Source organism: Shinella sp. Sh6, assembly GCF_055392685.1.
In genome coordinates, this window is sequence record NZ_AP044005.1 from 2,104,821 (window position 1) to 2,124,345 (window position 19,525).

Genomic DNA, 19,525 nt, shown 5'->3' on the forward strand with positions numbered 1-19,525 from the left:
GAAGGAGAGGCAGGGAGCGAAACGAACCCCGGCACCATCCTAAACCTCGATCAGCATGGTAACGCCCGGCAGCGCCGCGACATGCTTCACGAAGGCATCGCCTCTGACTTCGAAGTTCTTGTACTGGTCGAAGCTTGCGCAAGCCGGGGAAAGCAGCACGGCGATGCCGCCGCTTCCGTCTTTTTCCGCATCCGCCGCCGCATCGGCCACCGCGCGCTCCAGCGTGCCGGCAATCTCGAAGGGCACGGCCTCGCCCAAGGTCGCGGCGAAGGCCGGCGCCGCCTCGCCGATGAGATAGGCTTTCGCGATCTTCGGGAAGAAGCCGCCGAGCGACGCAATGCCGCCCTCCTTCGCAACGCCGCCGGCGATCCAGTAGATGCGCTCGAAGCTCGAAAGGGCGGGCGCGGCCGCATCCGCGTTCGTCGCCTTGGAATCGTTGACGAAGAGCGTGCCGCCCCGCCGGCCGACCGGCTGCATGCGGTGCTTCAGCCCCGGGAAGGAGGCAAGACCGGCGCGGATCTCGTCCTCACTGACGCCGACCGCAAGGCAGGCCGCGACGGCCGCCGCCGCGTTCTGCGCATTGTGGCTGCCGCGCAGCGTCTGGATGGCGGAAAGGTCCGCGATCTCGCGCGTCGTTCCGCCTTGCGCCAGAAGAAGGCGCGCGCCGTCGGCAAAGATACCGTCGGCCACTACGTTGCGCTTCGAGATGCGCACGACCTTCGTGCCGGTCCGCTCCACGCGGTCGGCGATCCTCGTGCAAAAGGTATCGTCAACGCCGACGATGGCGGTGTCGCTCGCCGCGACCAGCTGTTCCTTGACGTCGGCATAGTGCTGCATGGAGCCGTGCCGGTCGAGATGGTCGGGTGTGAGGTTGAGGAGAATGCCGGCGGAAGGGTTCAGCGTCGGCGCGAGGTCGATCTGGTAGGACGAGCACTCGACCACGTAGAAGCGGCCCGCCTTGGGTGGATCGAGCGTCAGCACGGCCGTGCCGATATTGCCGCCGAGCTGCGTGTCCCGCCCGCTCGCCTTGAGGATATGGGCGATCAGCGCCGTGGTGGTCGACTTGCCGTTGGTGCCGGTGATGGCGACGAAGGGGCAGTCCGGCGCATGGGCGCGCCGCTCGCGCACGAAGAGCTCGACGTCGCCGACGATCTCGACGCCCGCCGCGCGCGCAAGGTCCGCGCTCCAGTGGGGCTTGGGATGGGTCAGCGGCACGCCGGGCGAGAGCACCAGTGCGTCGAGCGCGCTCCAGTCCAGCGCCCGGAGGTCGCCGGTCTTCACGCCCGCGGCCGAGGCGTTTTCGACGCTTGCCGGATTGTCGTCCCAGGCGGTGACGTCCGCCCCGCCCGCGGCGAGCGCCAGCGCCGTCGCAAGGCCCGAGCCGCCGAGCCCGAAGAGCGCGACCGACTTCCCCTTGTAGGTGGTGACGGGGATCATGGCACCTTACCGCAGCTTGAGCGTGGAAAGGCCGACCAGCGCCAGCACGACCGAGATGATCCAGAAGCGCACGACGACCTGGCTCTCCGTCCATCCCTTCTTCTCGAAGTGATGGTGGATCGGCGCCATGAGGAAGACGCGCTTGCCCGTGAGCTTGAACGAGCCGACCTGGATGATGACCGACAGGGTCTCCATGACGAAGAGGCCGCCGATGATGGCCATGACGATCTCGTGCTTGGTGGCGACGGCGACCGAGCCGATGAGCCCGCCGAGGGCGAGCGAGCCCGTATCGCCCATGAAGATGGCGGCCGGCGGCGCGTTGAACCACAGGAAGCCGAGACCGGCGCCGATGACCGCGCCGAGCACCACGGCAAGCTCGCCCGTGCCGGGCACGAAATGGATCTGCAGGTAGTTGGCGAAGACCGCGTTGCCGGCGAGATAGGCGATGAGGCCGAAGGCCGCCGCCGAGATCATCACGGGAACGGTGGCGAGCCCGTCGAGCCCGTCCGTCAGGTTCACCGCATTGCCGGCCGCCACGATGACGAAGCCGCCGAACAGCACGAAGAAGATGCCGAGGTTGACGAGGAGGTCCTTGGCGAAGGGAAAGGCGATGGACGAGGCGAAGGTCGAGCCGGAAGCCCCGGCAGACATCGAGGCGCGCATCATGAAATAGGTGGCGATGCCGGCGATCAGGAATTCGAGGCCGAGGCGCGCCTTGCCCGAAAAGCCCTTCTCCGTCTGCTTGGTGACCTTGAGATAGTCGTCGTAGAAGCCGATGGCGCCGAAGCCGAGCGTGACGAGGAGCGTGGCGACGACATAGACGTTGGAAAGGTCCGCCCACAGCAGCGCGCTGCCGACGATGCCGGCAAGGATCATCAGGCCGCCCATGGTGGGCGTGCCGGCCTTCTTGAAATGCGTCTGCGGCCCGTCGGCGCGGATCGGCTGGCCCTTGCCCTGGCGGATGCGCAGGGAGGAGATGATCATCGGCCCGAACAGGAAGACGATGGTGGCCGAGGTGAACAGCGCGGCGCCTGTCCGGAAGGTAATGTAGCGGAACAGGTTGAACACCTGGATGGTGTTCGCCAGCTCGACGAGCCAAAGCAGCATTGTCACCCTTTCCCCAAAAGGTTCCTTGAAGCATCCGCGGCGTGACGGGCCGGGATGGGAAGCAGATCACATAAAAAGAAGGTCCGGCGGGCGTCTGCCCGGCCGAACCTCCTCAACTCCGGCCTTCCCTCTCCGGGAACGGCTGGTATTTGTCAAGCAGGGCCGCAACGATGCGGCTGAAGCCCGTGCCCTTCGACGATTTGACGACGAGGACGTCGCCCGGCCGCACGCTTTCCAGCGCATGGGCGGCGAGCTCGTCGGCCGTTTCGCGGTAGGTCGTCTCGATAGGCTCCGCCAGCGCGTCGCGCAGCGCCGCCATGTCCGGGCCGCCGAGCCAGACGGTGGCAATGCCCGCCTCGGCGAGCGGCTCGGCAAGGCCGGCATGGACGGCGGGCGAATGCTCGCCCATCTCCAGCATGTCGCCGAGCACGGCGATGCGCCGGCCCTGTCCGTGCGGATCGGCGTCGCGCAGGAGCGCGATGGCCGCGCGCATCGAGGTGGGGTTGGCGTTGTAGCTCTCGTCGATCAGCGTGAACCAGCCGCCGTCCTTTGCCAGCCGGTAGCGCCGGCCGCGGCCCTTTTCCGCCTGCATGGTGGCAAGGCCGGCCATCGCCTTCTCGATATCGCCATGGGCAAGATGCACCGCGCCGAGCACGGCGACGGCATTTTCCGCGATATGCCGGCCGGGTGCGCCCATCGGCACTTCCAGCGTCTGGTTGCCGATGGCGGCGCGCAGCAGGCTGCCTTCTGGCCCGCTCACGAAATCGAGCAGGCGGAACTCGGCCTTCGGGTCCGCGCCGAAGCCATGGATATGCGAGACGCCCGCCGCGCGCGCGGCCTTTTCGAGGAAGGCATATTGCTCGTTGTCGCGGTTGATGAGCGCATGGCCGCCCGGCACCACGCCCTCGAAAATCTCGGCCTTGGCGGCGGCGATCTCCTCGAGGTCACGGAAATTGCCGAGATGGGCCGGGGCGATGGTCGTCACCATCGCGATATGCGGGCGCACCATGGAAACGAGCGGGCGGATTTCGCCGGCATGGTTCATGCCGATCTCGAAGATGCCAAAATCCGTTGTTTCGGGCATGCGGGCAAGCGTCAGCGGCACGCCCCAATGGTTATTGAAGGAGGCGACCGAGGCGTGCACGCTGCCGGATGGCGCAAGCGCCTGGCGCAGCATCTCCTTGGTCGTCGTCTTGCCGACCGAGCCGGTGACGGCGATGATGCGGGCGGCCGTGCGGTCGCGCGCCGCGCAGCCGAGGTCCACCAGCGCCTGCAGCACGTCCGGCACGACGATCATCGGCGAGACGAGGCGGCCGAGCGCGGGGAGCTTCGCCTCGCTGACGACGAGCAGCGCCGCGCCGTTGGCAACGGCAAGGCTTGCGAAATCGTGGCCGTCGACCCGGTCGCCCTTGATGGCGAAGAAGGCCTCGCCCGGCGTGATGCCGCGGCTGTCGATGGAAATGCCGGTCACGCCCTGCGGCAGGTTGCCGATGGGGCGGCCGTTCATGGCCGCGACGAGATCAGCGCTTGTCCAGAGCCATGTCACCGTGCGCTCTCCTCCAGTGCCTTGCCGAGCTCGGCATGGTCGGAAAAGGGCAGCGTCACGGAGCCGACGGTCTGGCCCTCCTCGTGTCCCTTGCCGGCGACGATCAGCGTGTCACCCGCCTGCAGCATGCCGACGGCGCTGCGGATCGCCTCCGCGCGGTCGCCGATCTCGGTCGCGCCCTTCGCGGCAGCCATGATCTCGGAGCGGATGACGGCCGGCACTTCCGAGCGCGGATTGTCGTCGGTGACGATCACCACGTCGGCAAGGCGCGTGGCGATCTCGCCCATGATCGGCCGCTTGCCCTTGTCGCGGTCGCCGCCGCAGCCGAAGACCACGATGACGCGGCCCGTCGTGAAGGGGCGCACGGAGGTCAGCACGTTCTCCAGCGCATCCGGCTTGTGCGCATAGTCGACATAGGCGAGCGCGCCGTTCTTCGCGTGTCCCACCAGTTCGAGCCGGCCGGAAGCGCCGACCAGCTTTTCGAGCGCGGCCATCGCGGTTGCGGCGGGAACGCCGGTCGACATGGCAAGGCCGGCCGCGACGAGCGCGTTGGCCACCTGGAAATCGCCGGCGAGCGGAATGTGCACTTCGAAGATGTCGCCGCCGACATGGATCTCGGCGGTCTGCTTGTGGCGGAAGTGCTCGACGCGCTTCAGCGCCAGATAGTCGCCCTTGCGGCCGACCGTGCGCACGTCGCAGCCCGCCTTGCGGGCCGTGTCGATCGCCGTGCCCGACCATTCGTCGTCGGCATAGACGACGGCGGGCGCGCCCTTCGGCAGCAGCGTATCGAAGAGCCGCATCTTGGAGGCCATGTAGTGCTCGACCGTCGGATGGTAGTCCATGTGGTCGCGGCCGAGATTGGTGAAGGCGCCGGCGGAAAGCTTCACGCCGTCGAGGCGCGACTGGTCGAGGCCGTGGCTGGAGGCCTCCATCGCGGCATGGGTGACGCCGGCATCGGCCAGCTCGGCGAGCAGCGCATGCAGCGAGACGGGGTCCGGCGTCGTCAGCGAGCCGTAGTCGTTGCGGCCGGGCGCGACGACGCCCGTCGTGCCGATCATCGCCGCGGCATGGCCGGCATGCGCCCAGATCTGCCGCGTGAAGGCGGCGACGGAGGTCTTGCCCGCCGTGCCGGTGACGGCGACCATGGTTTCCGGCTGGCGGCCGTAGAAGCGGGCGGCGGCAAGGGCGAGGAAGCGGCGGGGCTCCCTGACCGCGACGACCGGCACGGACGCATCGACCGACGTTCCGGCCGCAACGACGACGGCGGCGGCCCCGCGCGAAACGGCATCGGCGACGAACGCGCTGCCGTCGGCCTTGGTGCCGGAGAGGGCGACGAAGAGATCGCCCGGTTTCACCTTGCGGCTATCGCTGGCAATGCCCGTCACGTCCGTCGCGGCGACGGCATCGGGAAGTGCGATTTCGGGTCCGGCAAGGTCACTGATCTTCATTGTCCGCTCTGTCTTTCTGTTGGCAGCCGTTTCGCCTCCGAATCGGCGTCCCGTCTTCTCCGTTCAATAAGACACAAGCAAGGCAGAGCCGTCGTCACCGAATTTCGGCTTTACACCGAGAAGCGCGGCGGAACGGCGGATGATCTCGCCCACCATCGGGGCGGCGTTGCTGCCGGCGGTGCGCCCGCCGCCCTTGCCCGTCTGCGGGGCGTCGATGAAGGTCAGGACCACGTAATCCGGGTTGTCGATGGGGAAGCCCGAAACGAAGGCGTTGAAGTTGAGCGTGTTGGAATAACGCCCGTTCACCACCTTGTTGGCCGTGCCCGTCTTGCCGCCGACATTGAAGCCGGGAACGAGCGCGTTGCGGCCGGAGCCGTCGTTGCCGTTCAGCTTGTAGAGGTAGCGCATCGCGTCCACCGTCGACGGCTTGACGACCATCTTGGCGATCTCGTCGGCCTCCTCGCGGCTGCGCGGCAGGAAGGTCGGGTTGATGAGCTTGCCGCCGTTGAGGAGCGCGGCGGCGGCGACGGCCGTCTGCAGCGGCGTCGTCGAGACACCGTGGCCGTAGGAGATGGTGATCGAGTTGATCTTCTTCCAGACGGCCGGCTGGCTCGGCGTCTTGACCTCGGGAAGCTCGGTTTCGAGCCGCGTCAGCAGGCCCATGCGGGTGAGGAATTCCTTGTGCCCCTCGATGCCGATGACGTCGGCCATCTTGGCCGTGCCGATATTGGAGGAATACTGGAAGATCTCCGGCACCGTCAGGACGCGGTGCTTGCCGTGGAAGTCGTGGATGGTGAAGCCGCCGATGCGGATGGGCTTGCTGGCGTCGAAGCTGTCGGTGAGCTTTACCTTGCCCGAATCGAGCGCCATGGCGAGCGTGAAGCTCTTGAAGGTCGAGCCCATCTCGAACGTGCCGTTCGACATGCGGTTCAGCCAGCCCTCCTCGGCGCCTTCGGCCGGGTTGTTCGGGTCGAAGTCGGGATAGGAGGCCATGCCGAGGACTTCGCCGGTATGCACGTTCAGCACCACGGCGCCGGCCGAGATGGCCTTGTACTTCTCCATGCCGTCCTTGACGACGTCGCGCACGATCGCCTGCACGCGAAGGTCGATGGAAAGGCGCACCGGCTCCAGCTTGGCGTCGCTCGTCATGCCGATGGCGGCAAGGTCGGCAAGGCCCTGGTTGTCGATGTAGCGCTCCATGCCGGAGATGCCGCGGTTGTCGATATTGACGTAGCCGACGATGTGCGAGGCCGTGGGGCCGCCCGGATAGAAGCGGCGCTTTTCCGGCCGGAAGCCGACGCCGGGAATGCCGAGCGCCAGGATGCGGCTCTGCTGCTTGGGCGTCAACTGGCGCTTCAACCACTGGAAGCGGCTCTTGGAGGTGAGCTTGCGGTAGATGTCGCGCCGGTCGAGGTCCGGCAGCACGGTGGCGAGCATCTCGACGGCCTCGTCGGCGTCGACGATCCTGTTCGGCTCGGCATAGAGCGAGACGGTGCGGATGTCGGTGGCGAGGATCTCGCCGTTGCGGTCGACGATGTCCGGGCGCGAGGCCATCAGGCGGTCGGCCGGGCTGATCGAGGAAACGGTCTCGGGCGAGGCCATGCCGTACTGCACGAGGCGGCCGCCGATGACGGCATAGGCGACGCCGAAGCAGCAGATCATGACGGCGACGCGGCTGCGGGCCTGCGAGCCGGAGCGCTTGCGCGTGCCCTCGAAGGACTGGCCGCCGGCGCCGGCCGAACGGTTGTTGTTGCCGCCGGCGTTGAAGTGCGCCTTGCTCTTGACGACCATGATGCGGGAAAGGAAGGACATCAGCGCGCCACCGATCCGGTCTGGATTGCATCCGTGCCCGAGGCGGGCGTCTTGGCCTTGGCGACCTCGTCGTCCTTCTCCGCGGGAAGCGCCGGCAGCTCGGCGACGGGCATCGGCAGCTCGTTCGGCTGGGCGAGCTGGGTCGATTCGGTCGGAACGAGCTTCAGGTCGCCCTCGAATATCTGCACGAGGCGCTCGAGCCGGTTCGGCTGGGTCGCCAGCGCCCAGTCGGCCTTCAGGAGGTCGATCGTGTCCTCCTCCAGCTTGATCTCGGCATCGAGCTTGCGCACCTCTTCGAGCTTGTTGTCGGCCTGGTGCTTGATCGAATAGGTGACGGTTGCTGCTGCGGTCATGACGGCGATCATCACGACATCAAGGGTACGGAACATCACTCAGCTTCCCATCTTCTCGAGGCCGGCAAGGTTGGGCAGGTTGAAAATGGACAGATCATCCGTCCCGGCGGGGGCGCTGGTGCGCTCGCCTGCTCTCAGCTTCGCGGATCGTGCGCGCGGGTTGACCGCGCTCTCCTCGTCGCCGGCCGCCACCATAGGGCGCCCGACTGGTGCGAAGGTTGCGGCGCGGTCGTGAACCTCCGGCAGGTGCCGGGAGCCCGCGGCCTTGCCGGAGCGATCCTGGAAGAACTTCTTGACGATGCGGTCCTCCAGCGAATGGAAGGAGACGACGACGAGCCGCCCGCCGGGCTTCAGCGCGCGCTCGGCGGCGATCAGCGCGCGGGCGAGCTCGCCGAGCTCGTCGTTGACGAAGACGCGCAGCGCCTGGAAGACGCGCGTTGCCGGATGGATCTTGTCCTTGGCCTTGCGCGGGGTCGTGAGCTCGATGAGGTTGGCGAGCTGCCGCGTCGTGGCGAAGGGCTCCTTCTCGCGCGCCTTCTCGATGGCGCGGGCGATGCGGCCGGCCTGCTTCTCCTCGCCGAGGAAGCCGAAGATGCGGGCGAGGTCGGAGACCTTCGCGCGGTTCACCACGTCGGCGGCCGAGACACCGGAGGCGGACATGCGCATGTCGAGCGGGCCGTTCTTCTGGAAGGAGAAGCCGCGCTCGGCCTCGTCGATCTGCATGGAGGAGACGCCGATATCCAGCACGACGCCGTCGAGCCCGCCTGCGGGCGCGTGGTCGGCAAGATCGGAAAAGCGCGAATGGATGAGCGAAAGTCGGCCGCCGGAGGCCTTTACCAGCCCCTGCCCGCCCTCGATGGCCGTCGGGTCGCGGTCGAGCGCGATGACGTTGGCGCCGGCAGTCAGGATCGCCGACGTATAGCCGCCGGCCCCGAACGTGCCGTCGAGGATGACGGCGCCGGGCCTCGGCGCGAGCGCCTCGATGACCTCGGAGAGAAGAACCGGAATGTGACGGACCGGTCCGCCATCGGCATCAGTAGAACCTCCGCCAAGATCCGCCGCCATTCCGATTCTCCGTCTTACTCCGAGCCCAGACCTCGCGTCCTGAACTCTTCCCGGGCAGCCGCCTGCGTGGCTAGGAATGTCTGCGGTGCCCAGAGCTGAAAATGATCCGCCCGACCGACAAAGGTCACGTCCGTCGTGATGCCCGTATAGTCCCGGATGAAATCCGTGACCGGCAGGCGCCCCTCCGAATCGAGCTTCATGAAGACGCCGCCCCCGTGAATGAGGAGCGACATCCGGTTGGCCCTCGGCGCAAAAGCGTCCTCGCTGGCGATCTGGCGCTCGAGACGATCGAGCAGATCCGGGCCGCCGACGCTGATGGCCGGAAACATGAAATCCTGGAAGCAATAAAGTTCCCGGATGTCCCGTTGCGACAGGACGGAACGGAATGCCGAGGGAACGGAAACCCTCCCCTTGGCATCTATCCTGTTCGTCGCATTGGACAGGAACCGGGTCATGACGCGATACAGCCGCTTCCCCCGCCGGGACGCTGTGCATCCGCCCCGACATAACCGACACAACACTGCGCCCGCAATCCAGCCTCGGCGCGGCGCAAAAGCGCCTCACCGTCCCCAGCCGGTCGACCTCAAAGGTTTGCGATGATCGGACGCTCATGCGTCCTCGTGCAGTGCGATTTTGGGATACCATGGGACCATATGGGCGTCAATGGGAAGAGACCTCGTCTCCCGTCTTCGGACCTCCAATCGTTTATAAGCCGTTAAGTTTAACAAAAGGTTAGGAAACGCCGTTCAACGCCTTGGATTTGCACGAGGCGGGACAGCGCCCGCGCGCAATTCGCCGCGCTGCAAGGCGCGCGCGAACCCCAAGGAATTCAGCGCCTTGGCGCGCCGCGAAAAAACTTCGCAAGGGAAGGAGATTTTTGCCAGTTGGCCTGTAAGCCGGGTTCTGTATGGCTCCGGCTTTCGCCGGAACGTGGCAGCCATTCATCTGGGACCGGACTTGCGCCCGGCCTCTTGCAACCCACCCGGATGACCGGCCCGGAAACAGGCTGGACCGCTTGCGCGGCCCGCGTCATCCCTATTCGGTTTTGCTCCCGGTGGGGTTTACCGTGCCGGCCCTGTCGCCAGGACCGCGGTGGGCTCTTACCCCACCCTTTCACCCTTACCTTCCAAGGAAGGCGGTTTGCTTTCTGTGGCACTTTCCCTGGGGTCGCCCCCGCCGGACGTTATCCGGCACCGTGTTTCCGTGGAGCCCGGACTTTCCTCACCCTGCGGCCTTTCGACCCTTGCAAGGCGCGGCTGCCCGGCCAACTGGCAGGCGCTGCCTAGCCGATACCGACAGGAAAGACCAGAGCCTCAGCGAAAATGAACGGCGAAATCCGTCGCATAATCCGGCTCGTCGGGCCGGCCGCGAAGGAGAAGGTCCGCGCCGACGCGACCGATCTCGTCAGAACTCTTCGCCGCCGCCCCGTTGCCGCCGGTCATGAGCGCGATGCGCTCGCCCTCCACGAAGCCGGCATAGGGATAGCCGTGCACCGTATAGGTCGTCACGCACGGAACGGAGACGAGGCGCACCGGATCGAGGCCCGGAATGGAGCGGGCGAGAAGTCGCTTCAGATGGGCGACCGCCCCGGGATCGCCTTGCCCACGGAACCAGTCGCGGATTGCCTGCTCCTCGCCGAGCTCGATCTCCGTCGGGTCGCCGCCGATCTTGAGGTAGGGATTGCCGTCGGGATAGACGATGGGCGGCAGGAAGTAGAAGTGGTCGGATGGATCGCCGCTCTCGTCGATCCACGAGGGCATGCCGGAAAAGGCCTCCGCCTGCCCGGGCGTCAACTGCGCCAGCACGACCGTCCGCGCCTTGACGACCAGCGCCGGCACCTTCGGCAAAAGCCCCGGCGCCCGCGAGAAGCCGCCGGTCGCAACGAGCACGCGCCCGCCCGTGACCGAACCGCCGGATTTCAGCGCCACGGTCGCGCGGTCGCCGGTTTCCGTCACGGAAAGGGCCTCGTCGAGGATCGGCACGCCGCCGGCCTTTTCCAGGCAGGCGACCTGCGCGGCGACCAGCTTGCGCGGATCGACATAGCCCGCCCCCTTCGCCTCGAAGACGCCGGAGGAGGTTTCCGGCAGCGCGAACCAGGGAAAGCGGCGACCAAGCTCCGCCCGGCCGAGCAGGGGCGCATCGAGCCCGTAGCGCTTTGCGACGGCCTCCACCGAGCCGATGAAGGCGCCGCCGGACGCCCCGCTGATCAGGCACCCGGTCTCGCCGTAGAAGGCAATGCCGCTCTCGGCCTCGATTTCGCGATAGCGGGCGATGGAGCGGTTGGCGAGCAGCGCCCAGTCGGGATCGTTGTCGATCGTGCGGGTGATGCGGCCGCTGTCGTAATGGCTGGCGAAGACGCCGTCATGCGCCTGCCAGTCGGCCGGCTCCCCGCGCCCGACGAGCGCCACCGAGGCGCCCGTGCGCGAAAGATGCCGCGCCGCCGCGGCCCCCATCATGCCCCTGCCGACGACGACGAAATCGAAATGCCGCATCCTGCCCTCCTCACCTGTCATCCCTGCCAATAGCATGGCGGGATGCAGATTCCAGCCTGCGAAAAGTCGCCTCAGGACCGATCGACATTCAGTTCAGGCCGGATTGGGCTGAATGGCGATCGGTCCTAGTCGATGAGGGCCTGCACCTTGCCGCAATAGCGCTTGGAGACCGGGTTCATGCGCCGCGCGCCGTGGCCGGCATTGTACTTGAGGATGGTGCTGCAGGTCGTGCCGTCGCCGAGGTCCTGCGCCATGGCAAGGTACTTCATGCCGAACTTGATGTTGGTCTCCGGGTCGTAGAGCCCCTTGGCGCTGCCGCGATAGCCCATCATGCGCGCCGTTGCCGGCTTGATCTGCATGAGGCCGATCTCGCCGGCGCTGCCGCGCGCCCGCGGATTGAAATTGCTCTCGACGCGAACGACCGCATGGGCAAGGTCGACCGGCACGCCGTAGGCCTTGGCATAGGACTGGATGAGGCCCGAATAGCCGGCGACCTTCACGCCCTCCTTCAGCGGGTTTTCGGCCTTCGGATAGCCGGTGGTGCTCCTGAACGTCTGCAGCGAGCCGGTGATGATGCCGTCCTTGTCGATCACCGTCTTGCGCTTGTGGCGCTTGGCCGCCGTCTTGTGGGGTTTCGCCTTGCCCTTCGCCTTGGCCTGGAACAGGGGGCGGGTCTTCTCCGTTTGGGTCTTGTGGCCGGACGCCGCATGCGCCATGCCGGCGGAAAAAACGGACGCGCAAAGGCAGGCCGCGCCGAGGGCGGCAAGAAGTCTTCTCATGTAGTTCCAGTCTCCAATGGGCGCAAAGGCTAAGCCCTGGCGCGCAGCGTCCTCCGCCGCGCACCTTGCGCAAAAGTCGTGATCCTCGTTGAGTGCGATCAGGCCCTGACCGCATGCTGCGCTGCAACGAACGCAGAGGGAAAGAACATGCCCATTCGGGTCAGGGTGTGGCGGAGCGGTAAACTTCCGTTACAGCCGGTAACAATTACCGGAAACCGGCCCCGTCAGGCGGCCAGCCGTGGCAGGGCGGAAAGCAGCCGGTGCAGCGTGTCGATGGTGGAGAAATCGGCGATGCCGTCCACCCGCTCGGGCCGGAAATGCCGCTGGAAGGCGGCGACCGCCCCTTCCGTCTTTTCCGAATAATTCCCATCGATTTCAACGCCGTAACCATAGAGCGACAGCATGGTCTGGAGCGCTTCGACGGGCTGGCCCGCATCCCCCCGCTGGAAGAAGCGCCCGCCCATGACCGGCGACGGCGCGACCCAGTGCCCGACGCCCTTTTCATGGAGCCGGCCCCAAGGGAACTTTTCGCCCGGATCGACCTTGCGGACGGGGGCCACGTCGGAGTGCGCAAGCACCCGTTCGGGGGCAATGCCCCACCTTCCGCCACAATCGAGACAAAGTTCGACGACCGCCGCGATCTGCGCGTCGGGGAAATCCGGCAGCCCGCCGGGATGGCCGGCATTGGCGATCTCGATGCCGATGGAGGCGGAGTTGATGTCCGTCTCGCCCTTCCAGAAGCTCTTTCCGGCGTGCCAGGCGCGATCCGTCTCGCGGACGAGCTGCTCGATACGCCCGTCCTCATGCACGAAGTAATGGCAGGAGACCTGGCTTTCCGGCGCGCGGAGCCATTTCAGCGCGCCGTCGGCCGTTTCCATGCCGGTATAATGCAGGAGGATGATGTCCGGGGACCGCCCTCCCGCCCGCTCGCCGAAATTCGGCGACGGCGCGGCGGTCGCACCGGAATAGTCGCAGACAAATGCGCTCATGCGGCGCAGCGTTCCTTCTCGATCGCCTCGAAGGCGGCGTTGAGCGCGGCCATGCGGTCGTTCGCGATCCGGTGGAACTCGGCCGGCACGCCGCGCGCCACCAGCCTGTCGGGATGGTTCTCCGAGGCAAGCACGCGGTAGCGCTTGCGGATCTCGGAAAAATCGTCGCTCGGCTTGACGCCCAGCACCTTGTAGGGGTCGCGCCCGCTGAGATGGACGTGCCGCGCGGTGATCTGCTCGAAGCGCTCCTCGGCCATGCCGAAGATCTCCGCCACGCGGGAAAGGAAGGCCATCTCGTTCTCGTGGATGACGCCGTCCGCCTTGGCGATGTGGAACAGGCCGTCGACGATGTCTTCCAGGATCGGGCAGTTCTTCTCGCAGGAGACGCACAGCGCCCGCATCTTCTCCGCATAGGCCTCGAAGCCGGCGACGTCCTGCCGGGCGAGGTTGTAGAGCCGGGCGACATTGGCCGCCTGGTCGTCAGGATACTTGAAGATGTCCTTGAAGGCATCGACCTCGGCGGCCGTCACCACGCCGTCGGCCTTCGCCATCTTGGCCGAAAGCGCGATCATGGCGACGGAAAAGGCCACCTGCCGGCGCGTCTCCGCGTCGCCCTCGAAAAGGGTGCGCACGGCCTCCACCACGCCGGACAGCACATTGCTGGCGGCCTCAGTGACCATGCCGACGAGGCGATCCCACACGGCACCGATGAAACAGGTTCTCGAATTCTGGAACATAAGGTGATCTTGATCAGACAATTGCAGGGAAAGCAAGGCAGGAAACATGCCATGACAAAATTTTGATGCCCCTCAATAAGTGGATGCATTCGAAGCGGAGATACCGGATTCTCGCAGGAAAGGCATAGAAGTCAAAACGTCACGGAGTGCGGATAAGTTCGCCGCGCCGTTCCCCTCAAAGGGATTCTGCGCTAGGAGCAACTCCAGCAAAAGTGTGGAGCGGTTTTGCGTGCGGAGCTGCGCAGACAAAGACCGCAACGGCACCCATCGAGACGTGCTGAAGCCGAGGAGGAATTATGGCCAAGCAGAAAGTCGCAATGCTGACCGCCGGCGGGCTCGCCCCCTGCCTGTCGTCCGCAGTCGGAGGCCTCATCGAACGCTATAGCGACGTCGCGCCGGAGATCGAGCTCGTCGCCTATCGCTCGGGCTACCAGGGCCTGCTGCTTGCCGACCGCATCGACATCACCAAGGAGATGCGCGAGAAGGCCCCCCTCCTCCATCGCTACGGCGGCTCGCCCATCGGCAACAGCCGCGTGAAGCTGACGAACGCGGCGGACTGCGTGAAGCGCGGCCTCGTCAAGGAAGGCGAGAACCCGCTGCGCGTGGCGGCCGAGCGCCTTGCCAAGGACGGCATCACCATCCTCCACACGATCGGCGGCGACGACACCAACACGACGGCCGCCGACCTTGCCGCCTATCTCGGCGCGAACGGCTACAACCTCACCGTCGTCGGCCTGCCGAAGACCGTCGACAACGACGTCGTGCCGATCCGCCAGTCGCTCGGCGCCTGGACGGCGGCCGAAGTCGGCGCCGGCTTCTTCGACCATGTCAGCAACGAGCAGAGCGCGGCGCCCAAAACCCTCGTCGTGCACGAGGTCATGGGCCGCCATTGCGGCTGGCTCACCGCCGCCACCGCACGGGCCTATATCCAGAAGACCAGCGGCAACGAATATGTCGACGGCTTCATGATGAACAAGCAATTGAAGAACATCGACGGCCTCTACCTGCCGGAGATGGACTTCAACCTCGAAGGCGAGGCCGAGCGCCTGAAGGCCGTCATGGACCGCACCGGCTTCGTCACGCTGTTCGTCTCGGAAGGCGCCTGCCTCGACGCCATCGTGGCGGAACGGGAAGCGGCCGGCGAGACCGTCAAGCGCGACGCCTTCGGCCATGTGAAGATCGACACGATCAATGTCGGCAACTGGTTCTCCAAGCAGTTCGCGGCCCTTCTCGGCGCCGAGCGCTCCATGGTGCAGAAATCGGGCTACTACGCCCGCTCGGCCCCGGCCAACCGCGACGACCTCCGCCTCATCCAGAGCATGACCGACCTTGCCGTCGAAAGCGCGCTGAACAAGGTCTCCGGCGTCACCGGCCACGACGAGGCGCAGGGCGGCAAGCTGCGCACCATCGAGTTCCCGCGCATCAAGGGCGGCAAGCACTTCGACACCTCGGCGAAATGGTTCGGCGAGGTGATGGACGCCATCGGCCAGAAATGGAAGCCGGCCGGCTGAAATATCCCGCTTGACGGCGTGAAATCGCAATGGCTTGCTCCCCGGACCGCACTCGATCCGGGGAGTTTTCATGTCGCTCGACCATTGGCTTGCCTTCGCCGCCGCCTCCGCCGTCATGCTGGCCATTCCCGGCCCGACGATCCTCCTCGTCATCTCCTATGCGCTCGGCCACGGCCGCAAGGCGGCGGGCGCCACGGTCGCCGGCGTCGCGCTCGGCGACTTCACCGCCATGACCGCCTCCATGCTCGGCCTCGGCGCGCTGCTCGCCACCTCCGCCGCGATCTTCACCGTGCTGAAATGGGCGGGCGCGGCCTATCTTGTCTGGCTCGGCATCAAGCTGTGGCGTGCGCCCGTCTCGCTCGGCGCCGAGGGTGAGGCACCGACGGAGGGAAAGCCCTTCCGCATCTTCGCCCACGCCTATGTGGTGACGGCGCTCAACCCCAAGAGCATCGTCTTCTTCGTCGCCTTCCTGCCGCAGTTCCTCGACGTGTCGCAGCCCGTCCTGCCGCAGATGGCGATCTTCGAGGCCACCTTCCTCGCGCTCGGCTCGCTGAACGCGCTCTTCTATGCGCTCCTCGCCTCCGCGGCGCGCAAGACCATCCGCAAGCCCTCCGTCCAGAAGGTGGTCAACCGCACCGGCGGCACGCTGCTGATCGGCGCCGGGCTGCTGACGATCGGCCTCAAGCGGGCCGCCGCCTGAGGCATGGCGAAGCCTGCGGGTTGCCGCCCGGCGCCCGATCGGCTATGAGCGGGGCACGGCCACGGCCGATTGATTTGCAAAGCCGGGGCGTTTCGGCGCCCCCGCATCCCGGCAAACCGAGAGCGACGACCATGGCATATTCCCCCGTTCACCGTCTTGCCGCGCTGGCCTGCGCAGGCCTTCTGGCCTCCGTCGCCGGCTGCGCGAGCGTCGCCGAGGACACGGCGACGGCAAGGACGACGGTGACGCCCGCCACGGCGCAAACTCCCGCCTCCACGGACCTCGCGGCCGCCGACGGCACCGTGACGGAAGTCGCCTACGCCGTGCTGCCCGTCGCCAAGCCGGGCACGGAAAACACGCCCGACGCCCTGCCGATGGCGGTCGCCTCGCTGGACGACGCCGCCGTTCCGGTCTCCGCCCTTGCCGAAGCCAGGCCCGTCTCGGACGCGGCCGCCGCCACGGCGGCGCTCGCCGGCAATTCGGGCGATGCGGCAAGCCCGGTCGCCGCGGTGGCGCAGTCCTACGACACGGTGAGCGGCGTCTCCTACATGGAGCCCGGCTTCGACACCGGCGAGCCGGAAGGCCTCGAACAGCTCGTCGCCACCCACAAGATCGTGCCGATCGCCAAGCCGGCGCTTCTCAGCAATGCGGTGCTGACCACCCGCGCGGGCCTCCTCCCGCAGCAGGCCTTTACCAGGTCGGGCACGCCGATCGACGGTCTCATCACCAAATACGCCGCGATCTACGGCATTCCCGAATCGCTCCTGCACCGGGTCGTCAAGCGCGAGAGCCGCTACAATCCCAAGGCTTACAACAACGGCCATTACGGCCTGATGCAGATCAAGTACGCGACGGCCAAGAGCATGGGCTTCGACGGCCCGGCCGAAGGCCTGTTCGACGCCGAGACGAACATCAAGTATGCCGGCAAGTACCTGCGCGGCGCCTGGCTGGTGGCCGACGACAAGAACGACGGCGCCGTCCGCCTCTACGCCGCCGGCTATTACTACCACGCCAAGCGCAAGGGCCTGCTCGACGAGACGGGGCTGCGGTAAGCGCTCTTCGCGCCACCCGTCATCCGCCTGCCGGCACGCGTTTCAGCCAGAACGACATGGGCTTTCCGCTCTCGCCCGCCTCTCCGATATCCTGCCATTCCAGCACCGTGCGCAGGGCCGCGCGGTGCTCGTATCCGCGCTTGCCCCAAAAATCGTCGAGCGGCACGTAACCGGCGGGCCGGAACGGATGGTCCTTCGGGCGCTCCACCGCGCAGAAGGCGCACCAGTCGAAGCGGCCGAGGCGGCGCGCATAGGCTTCGCGCTCCTCGAAGAAGCGCACGCCGAGCCCCCTGCCCCGATATTGCGCCAGCAGCACGGATTCGCCGAAATAGAACACGCCCGCAGGGTCGATCCCGGCCGCGACGAAAGGCGCCCTGAAGACGTCCGGCGCGTCCGCCATCGGCACCCCCGTCGAGGCGCCGACGATGCGCGCCCCGTCGAGCGCCAGCACGAAGAGGCTTTCCGGCGACCGCGCGTAGGTGCGAAGGTAGGAGACCTCGTAGTCCTCGCTGCCCTCGTAGAGATAGGGGAAGGCGCGGAAGACCTCGGTGCGCAGGCGCGCGAGGTCCGCGACATAGGGCGTCACGGCTTGTCCATGGACGGTCTTGATCTGCATATCCGTGAATGTTCCCAAAGGCTTGAACAATGCTATAAGGGCTGCGCCCGTAGGACAACGATATGAGGGATGAGATGCCGGCAAAAGAGACGATCCGCGCCTATTACGATGCTTTCAACAGGCAGGACATGGAGGCCTTCTTCGATCTCTTGCACGACGACGTCGTCCACGACATCAACCAGGGCGGCCGCCAGGTCGGCAAGGACGCCTTCCGCACCTTCATGGAACACATGAACCGCTCCTATCGCGAGACGCTGACCGACATCGTCATCATGGCGAACGACGACGGCACGCGCGGGGCGGCCGAATTTATCGTCAACGGCCAGTACCTCGCCACCGACGAGGGCCTGCCGGAAGCGAACGGCCAGACCTATGTGCTGCCCGCCGGCGCCTTCTTCGAGATCCGAGACGGCAAGGTCGCGCGTATCTCCAACACCTACAATCTCAACGACTGGATCGCTCAGGTCGGCGCCTGACCGGCCGTCGCCTTCGAGGCGTCCATCGCATCGAGGATGCGCTTCACCAGCGGTTGGGGCCTGTAGCCGAGTTTCGACGGCGTCAGCCCCAGCCGGATCACCGCCAGCCCTTGCGAGGGAACGACGGCGACCGACTGGCCGTCATGCCCGAGCAGCCAGAAGGCATCCTCCGGCAGGCCGTAATCGGCATCGCTCTTTTCGCCCGGCCCCTGCGTCCAGGTCTGCATATGGCTGTAGACGCCGCCGGAAGCCTCGGTGGGCGCCGCCATCGCCCCGACGAACCCCTCCGGCAGCAGCCGGCTTCCCTTCCACACGCCGTCCTGAAGCAGGAGCAGCGCGAAGCGCGCCCAGTCGCGTGCGCTCGCATACATGTAGGAGGAACCGACGAAGATGCCGGTCTCGTCCGGCTCCATGACCGCGCTCGCCATGCCGAGCGGCGCGAAGAGCCCGCGCGCCGGGAAGGAGAGCGCCTGCACGCGCCCGCCGAGCGCGCCCATCCACAGGCGCGACAGCAGCACGGCCGTGCCGCTGGAATAGTTGAACGTTTCGCCCGGATTGGTCTCGAGCGGCAGCGAGAGGACGAAGCGCGTCATGTCCGGCTCGAGGAAGAGCATGCGCGTAACGTCGGTGACGGTGCCGTAGTCCTCGTTGAAGGCAAGCCCGCTCTCCATCGCCAGAAGCTGCGCCAGCGTGATGCGCGAACGCGCGTCCCCGCTCCATTCGGGAAAGAGCGCGGCCATGTCCGGCGAAAGCGCGCCGGCCGCAAGCAGCCTGCCGATGAGCGCCGCATTGACCGACTTCGTCATCGACCAGCCGAGGAGCGGCGTTTGCGCCGAAAAGTCCTCGCCGTAGCGCTCCGCGACGATGCGGCCGTCCTTGACCACGACGACTGCCCGCATGCCGGGGCCGGCGAGCGTGGGATCGGCGAGCACCGCGGCAAGCCGCGCGTCCGGCGTCACCGCCTCCCCGTCCGGCCAGAGGACGGCGGGATCGCCCGCCGGGATTTTCGGCAGGGGAACGTCCGACACGGCCTGCCGCGCGGCGCGGAAATCGCCGTCCGGCACGCCGGAGCAGCCGAAACCCTCGTGCCACACGGCATAGCCGGGCGCGAAGATGCCGAAGAGATGGGTCGTGACGGTCTTTTCCGTATAGTCGACCGTTTGCCCCATGAACCGGAGAAGCGGATGACCGGGCGCCTGCACGTCCTCGGCCAGCACCCTGTCGGCATTGCGGCCGGAAACGAAAACGCTGGAGCAGACGATCTTGGCCGCATAGGCCGAACCGACGCTGAAGAGCGCGGGCGGCGATACGATGAGCCAGCTTGCCCCGACGACCAGGACAAGGGCGAGGACGGAAAGCGCCCAAGCGGCCAGCCTGTAGAATCGTCTCATTGCAGCCTCTCCTT

At 66.8% G+C, this 19,525-nt stretch carries 18 protein-coding genes and 1 other RNA gene; 4 read left to right on the forward strand and 15 right to left on the reverse strand.

All coding sequences use genetic code 11. From position 1 onward, the window contains the following. Nucleotides 1-39 precede the first annotated feature (39 nt). The 13 genes from murD to ACZ5TO_RS10260 form a co-directional block, all read right to left on the reverse strand. A complete protein-coding gene (gene murD, locus ACZ5TO_RS10200) occupies nucleotides 40-1,437 on the reverse strand; it encodes a UDP-N-acetylmuramoyl-L-alanine--D-glutamate ligase (RefSeq protein WP_464797991.1) in 1,398 nt (465 codons plus the stop codon). Between the two features lie 6 nt (nucleotides 1,438-1,443). Then, nucleotides 1,444-2,544 carry a phospho-N-acetylmuramoyl-pentapeptide-transferase gene (gene mraY / locus ACZ5TO_RS10205; RefSeq protein ID WP_184140191.1) on the reverse strand — a complete coding sequence of 367 codons (1,101 nt, stop codon included), beginning with the start codon at nucleotides 2,542-2,544 and terminating at the stop codon, nucleotides 1,444-1,446. A 112-nt stretch (nucleotides 2,545-2,656) separates the two neighbouring features. Next, complete coding sequence (locus ACZ5TO_RS10210) at nucleotides 2,657-4,090, reverse strand: UDP-N-acetylmuramoylalanyl-D-glutamyl-2,6-diaminopimelate--D-alanyl-D-alanine ligase (RefSeq protein ID WP_464797992.1); 1,434 nt, start codon at nucleotides 4,088-4,090, stop codon at nucleotides 2,657-2,659. Further along, on the reverse strand, nucleotides 4,087-5,538 hold the full coding sequence (locus ACZ5TO_RS10215) for a UDP-N-acetylmuramoyl-L-alanyl-D-glutamate--2,6-diaminopimelate ligase (RefSeq protein ID WP_464797993.1): 1,452 nt from the start codon (nucleotides 5,536-5,538) through the stop codon (nucleotides 4,087-4,089). The genes ACZ5TO_RS10210 and ACZ5TO_RS10215 overlap by 4 nt, the downstream gene beginning before the upstream one ends. A gap of 63 nt (nucleotides 5,539-5,601) precedes the next feature. Further along, nucleotides 5,602-7,350 carry a peptidoglycan D,D-transpeptidase FtsI family protein gene (locus tag ACZ5TO_RS10220; protein ID WP_184140197.1) on the reverse strand — a complete coding sequence of 583 codons (1,749 nt, stop codon included), beginning with the start codon at nucleotides 7,348-7,350 and terminating at the stop codon, nucleotides 5,602-5,604. Continuing rightward, nucleotides 7,350-7,739, reverse strand: a complete 390-nt coding sequence (gene ftsL / locus ACZ5TO_RS10225; RefSeq protein ID WP_464797994.1) for a cell division protein FtsL — start codon at nucleotides 7,737-7,739, stop codon at nucleotides 7,350-7,352. The genes ACZ5TO_RS10220 and ftsL overlap by 1 nt, the downstream gene beginning before the upstream one ends. Before the next feature lie 3 nt (nucleotides 7,740-7,742). Further along, on the reverse strand, nucleotides 7,743-8,768 hold the full coding sequence (gene rsmH / locus ACZ5TO_RS10230) for a 16S rRNA (cytosine(1402)-N(4))-methyltransferase RsmH (protein WP_464797995.1): 1,026 nt from the start codon (nucleotides 8,766-8,768) through the stop codon (nucleotides 7,743-7,745). A 14-nt stretch (nucleotides 8,769-8,782) separates the two neighbouring features. Beyond that, a complete protein-coding gene (gene mraZ / locus ACZ5TO_RS10235; RefSeq protein WP_464797996.1) occupies nucleotides 8,783-9,223 on the reverse strand; it encodes a division/cell wall cluster transcriptional repressor MraZ in 441 nt (146 codons plus the stop codon). A gap of 421 nt (nucleotides 9,224-9,644) precedes the next feature. Then, an RNA gene (rnpB, locus tag ACZ5TO_RS10240) (RNase P RNA component class A) lies at nucleotides 9,645-10,040 on the reverse strand. 41 nt (nucleotides 10,041-10,081) lie between these two features. Then, the gene (locus ACZ5TO_RS10245) at nucleotides 10,082-11,260 is read right to left on the reverse strand and encodes an NAD(P)/FAD-dependent oxidoreductase (protein WP_464797997.1); all 1,179 of its coding nucleotides are present in this window, start codon (nucleotides 11,258-11,260) and stop codon (nucleotides 10,082-10,084) included. A 125-nt stretch (nucleotides 11,261-11,385) separates the two neighbouring features. Continuing rightward, a complete protein-coding gene (locus ACZ5TO_RS10250; protein ID WP_464800376.1) occupies nucleotides 11,386-11,976 on the reverse strand; it encodes a lytic transglycosylase domain-containing protein in 591 nt (196 codons plus the stop codon). A gap of 287 nt (nucleotides 11,977-12,263) precedes the next feature. Continuing rightward, entirely contained in the window at nucleotides 12,264-13,028 is a 765-nt protein-coding gene (locus tag ACZ5TO_RS10255) for an N-acetylmuramoyl-L-alanine amidase (protein ID WP_464797998.1), read from the reverse strand. Further along, on the reverse strand, nucleotides 13,025-13,708 hold the full coding sequence (locus ACZ5TO_RS10260; protein ID WP_380777865.1) for a TerB family tellurite resistance protein: 684 nt from the start codon (nucleotides 13,706-13,708) through the stop codon (nucleotides 13,025-13,027). The genes ACZ5TO_RS10255 and ACZ5TO_RS10260 overlap by 4 nt, the downstream gene beginning before the upstream one ends. 353 nt (nucleotides 13,709-14,061) lie before the next feature. On the opposite strand from ACZ5TO_RS10260, the gene ACZ5TO_RS10265 reads away from it, so the two are divergent. The 3 genes from ACZ5TO_RS10265 (at nucleotide 14,062) to ACZ5TO_RS10275 (ending at nucleotide 17,028) form a co-directional block, all read left to right on the forward strand. Continuing rightward, on the forward strand, nucleotides 14,062-15,276 hold the full coding sequence (locus tag ACZ5TO_RS10265) for a pyrophosphate--fructose-6-phosphate 1-phosphotransferase (RefSeq protein ID WP_184140211.1): 1,215 nt from the start codon (nucleotides 14,062-14,064) through the stop codon (nucleotides 15,274-15,276). Between the two features lie 70 nt (nucleotides 15,277-15,346). Continuing rightward, nucleotides 15,347-15,976, forward strand: coding sequence for a LysE family translocator (locus ACZ5TO_RS10270; protein WP_464797999.1), 630 nt, complete (start codon nucleotides 15,347-15,349; stop codon nucleotides 15,974-15,976). Between the two features lie 131 nt (nucleotides 15,977-16,107). Further along, the gene (locus ACZ5TO_RS10275) at nucleotides 16,108-17,028 is read left to right on the forward strand and encodes a transglycosylase SLT domain-containing protein (RefSeq protein ID WP_464798000.1); all 921 of its coding nucleotides are present in this window, start codon (nucleotides 16,108-16,110) and stop codon (nucleotides 17,026-17,028) included. A gap of 19 nt (nucleotides 17,029-17,047) precedes the next feature. On the opposite strand, the gene ACZ5TO_RS10280 is transcribed toward ACZ5TO_RS10275, so the two are convergent. Continuing rightward, nucleotides 17,048-17,644 carry a GNAT family N-acetyltransferase gene (locus ACZ5TO_RS10280; protein ID WP_464798001.1) on the reverse strand — a complete coding sequence of 199 codons (597 nt, stop codon included), beginning with the start codon at nucleotides 17,642-17,644 and terminating at the stop codon, nucleotides 17,048-17,050. 74 nt (nucleotides 17,645-17,718) lie between these two features. On the opposite strand from ACZ5TO_RS10280, the gene ACZ5TO_RS10285 reads away from it, so the two are divergent. Then, on the forward strand, nucleotides 17,719-18,120 hold the full coding sequence (locus ACZ5TO_RS10285; protein WP_184140463.1) for a ketosteroid isomerase-related protein: 402 nt from the start codon (nucleotides 17,719-17,721) through the stop codon (nucleotides 18,118-18,120). Here ACZ5TO_RS10285 and ACZ5TO_RS10290 read toward each other — a convergent pair. After that, nucleotides 18,105-19,511, reverse strand: a complete 1,407-nt coding sequence (locus tag ACZ5TO_RS10290) for a serine hydrolase domain-containing protein (protein ID WP_464798002.1) — start codon at nucleotides 19,509-19,511, stop codon at nucleotides 18,105-18,107. The genes ACZ5TO_RS10285 and ACZ5TO_RS10290 overlap by 16 nt on opposite strands. Nucleotides 19,512-19,525 lie beyond the last annotated feature (14 nt).

Coding starts and splice junctions, on each gene's coding strand:
- ACZ5TO_RS10280 (WP_464798001.1), bottom strand. CDS start 17,644: ATGCAGATCAAGACCGTCCATGGACAAGCCGTGACGCCCTATGTCGCG.
- rsmH (WP_464797995.1), bottom strand. CDS start 8,768: ATGGCGGCGGATCTTGGCGGAGGTTCTACTGATGCCGATGGCGGACCG.
- ACZ5TO_RS10255 (WP_464797998.1), bottom strand. CDS start 13,028: ATGAGCGCATTTGTCTGCGACTATTCCGGTGCGACCGCCGCGCCGTCG.
- ACZ5TO_RS10285 (WP_184140463.1), top strand. CDS start 17,719: ATGCCGGCAAAAGAGACGATCCGCGCCTATTACGATGCTTTCAACAGG.
- ACZ5TO_RS10260 (WP_380777865.1), bottom strand. CDS start 13,708: ATGGTCACTGAGGCCGCCAGCAATGTGCTGTCCGGCGTGGTGGAGGCC.
- mraY (WP_184140191.1), bottom strand. CDS start 2,544: ATGCTGCTTTGGCTCGTCGAGCTGGCGAACACCATCCAGGTGTTCAAC.
- ACZ5TO_RS10270 (WP_464797999.1), top strand. CDS start 15,347: ATGTCGCTCGACCATTGGCTTGCCTTCGCCGCCGCCTCCGCCGTCATG.
- ftsL (WP_464797994.1), bottom strand. CDS start 7,739: ATGTTCCGTACCCTTGATGTCGTGATGATCGCCGTCATGACCGCAGCA.
- ACZ5TO_RS10250 (WP_464800376.1), bottom strand. CDS start 11,976: ATGGCGCATGCGGCGTCCGGCCACAAGACCCAAACGGAGAAGACCCGC.
- ACZ5TO_RS10215 (WP_464797993.1), bottom strand. CDS start 5,538: ATGAAGATCAGTGACCTTGCCGGACCCGAAATCGCACTTCCCGATGCC.
- murD (WP_464797991.1), bottom strand. CDS start 1,437: ATGATCCCCGTCACCACCTACAAGGGGAAGTCGGTCGCGCTCTTCGGG.
- ACZ5TO_RS10290 (WP_464798002.1), bottom strand. CDS start 19,511: ATGAGACGATTCTACAGGCTGGCCGCTTGGGCGCTTTCCGTCCTCGCC.
- ACZ5TO_RS10220 (WP_184140197.1), bottom strand. CDS start 7,350: ATGTCCTTCCTTTCCCGCATCATGGTCGTCAAGAGCAAGGCGCACTTC.
- ACZ5TO_RS10245 (WP_464797997.1), bottom strand. CDS start 11,260: ATGCGGCATTTCGATTTCGTCGTCGTCGGCAGGGGCATGATGGGGGCC.
- mraZ (WP_464797996.1), bottom strand. CDS start 9,223: ATGACCCGGTTCCTGTCCAATGCGACGAACAGGATAGATGCCAAGGGG.
- ACZ5TO_RS10265 (WP_184140211.1), top strand. CDS start 14,062: ATGGCCAAGCAGAAAGTCGCAATGCTGACCGCCGGCGGGCTCGCCCCC.
- ACZ5TO_RS10275 (WP_464798000.1), top strand. CDS start 16,108: ATGGCATATTCCCCCGTTCACCGTCTTGCCGCGCTGGCCTGCGCAGGC.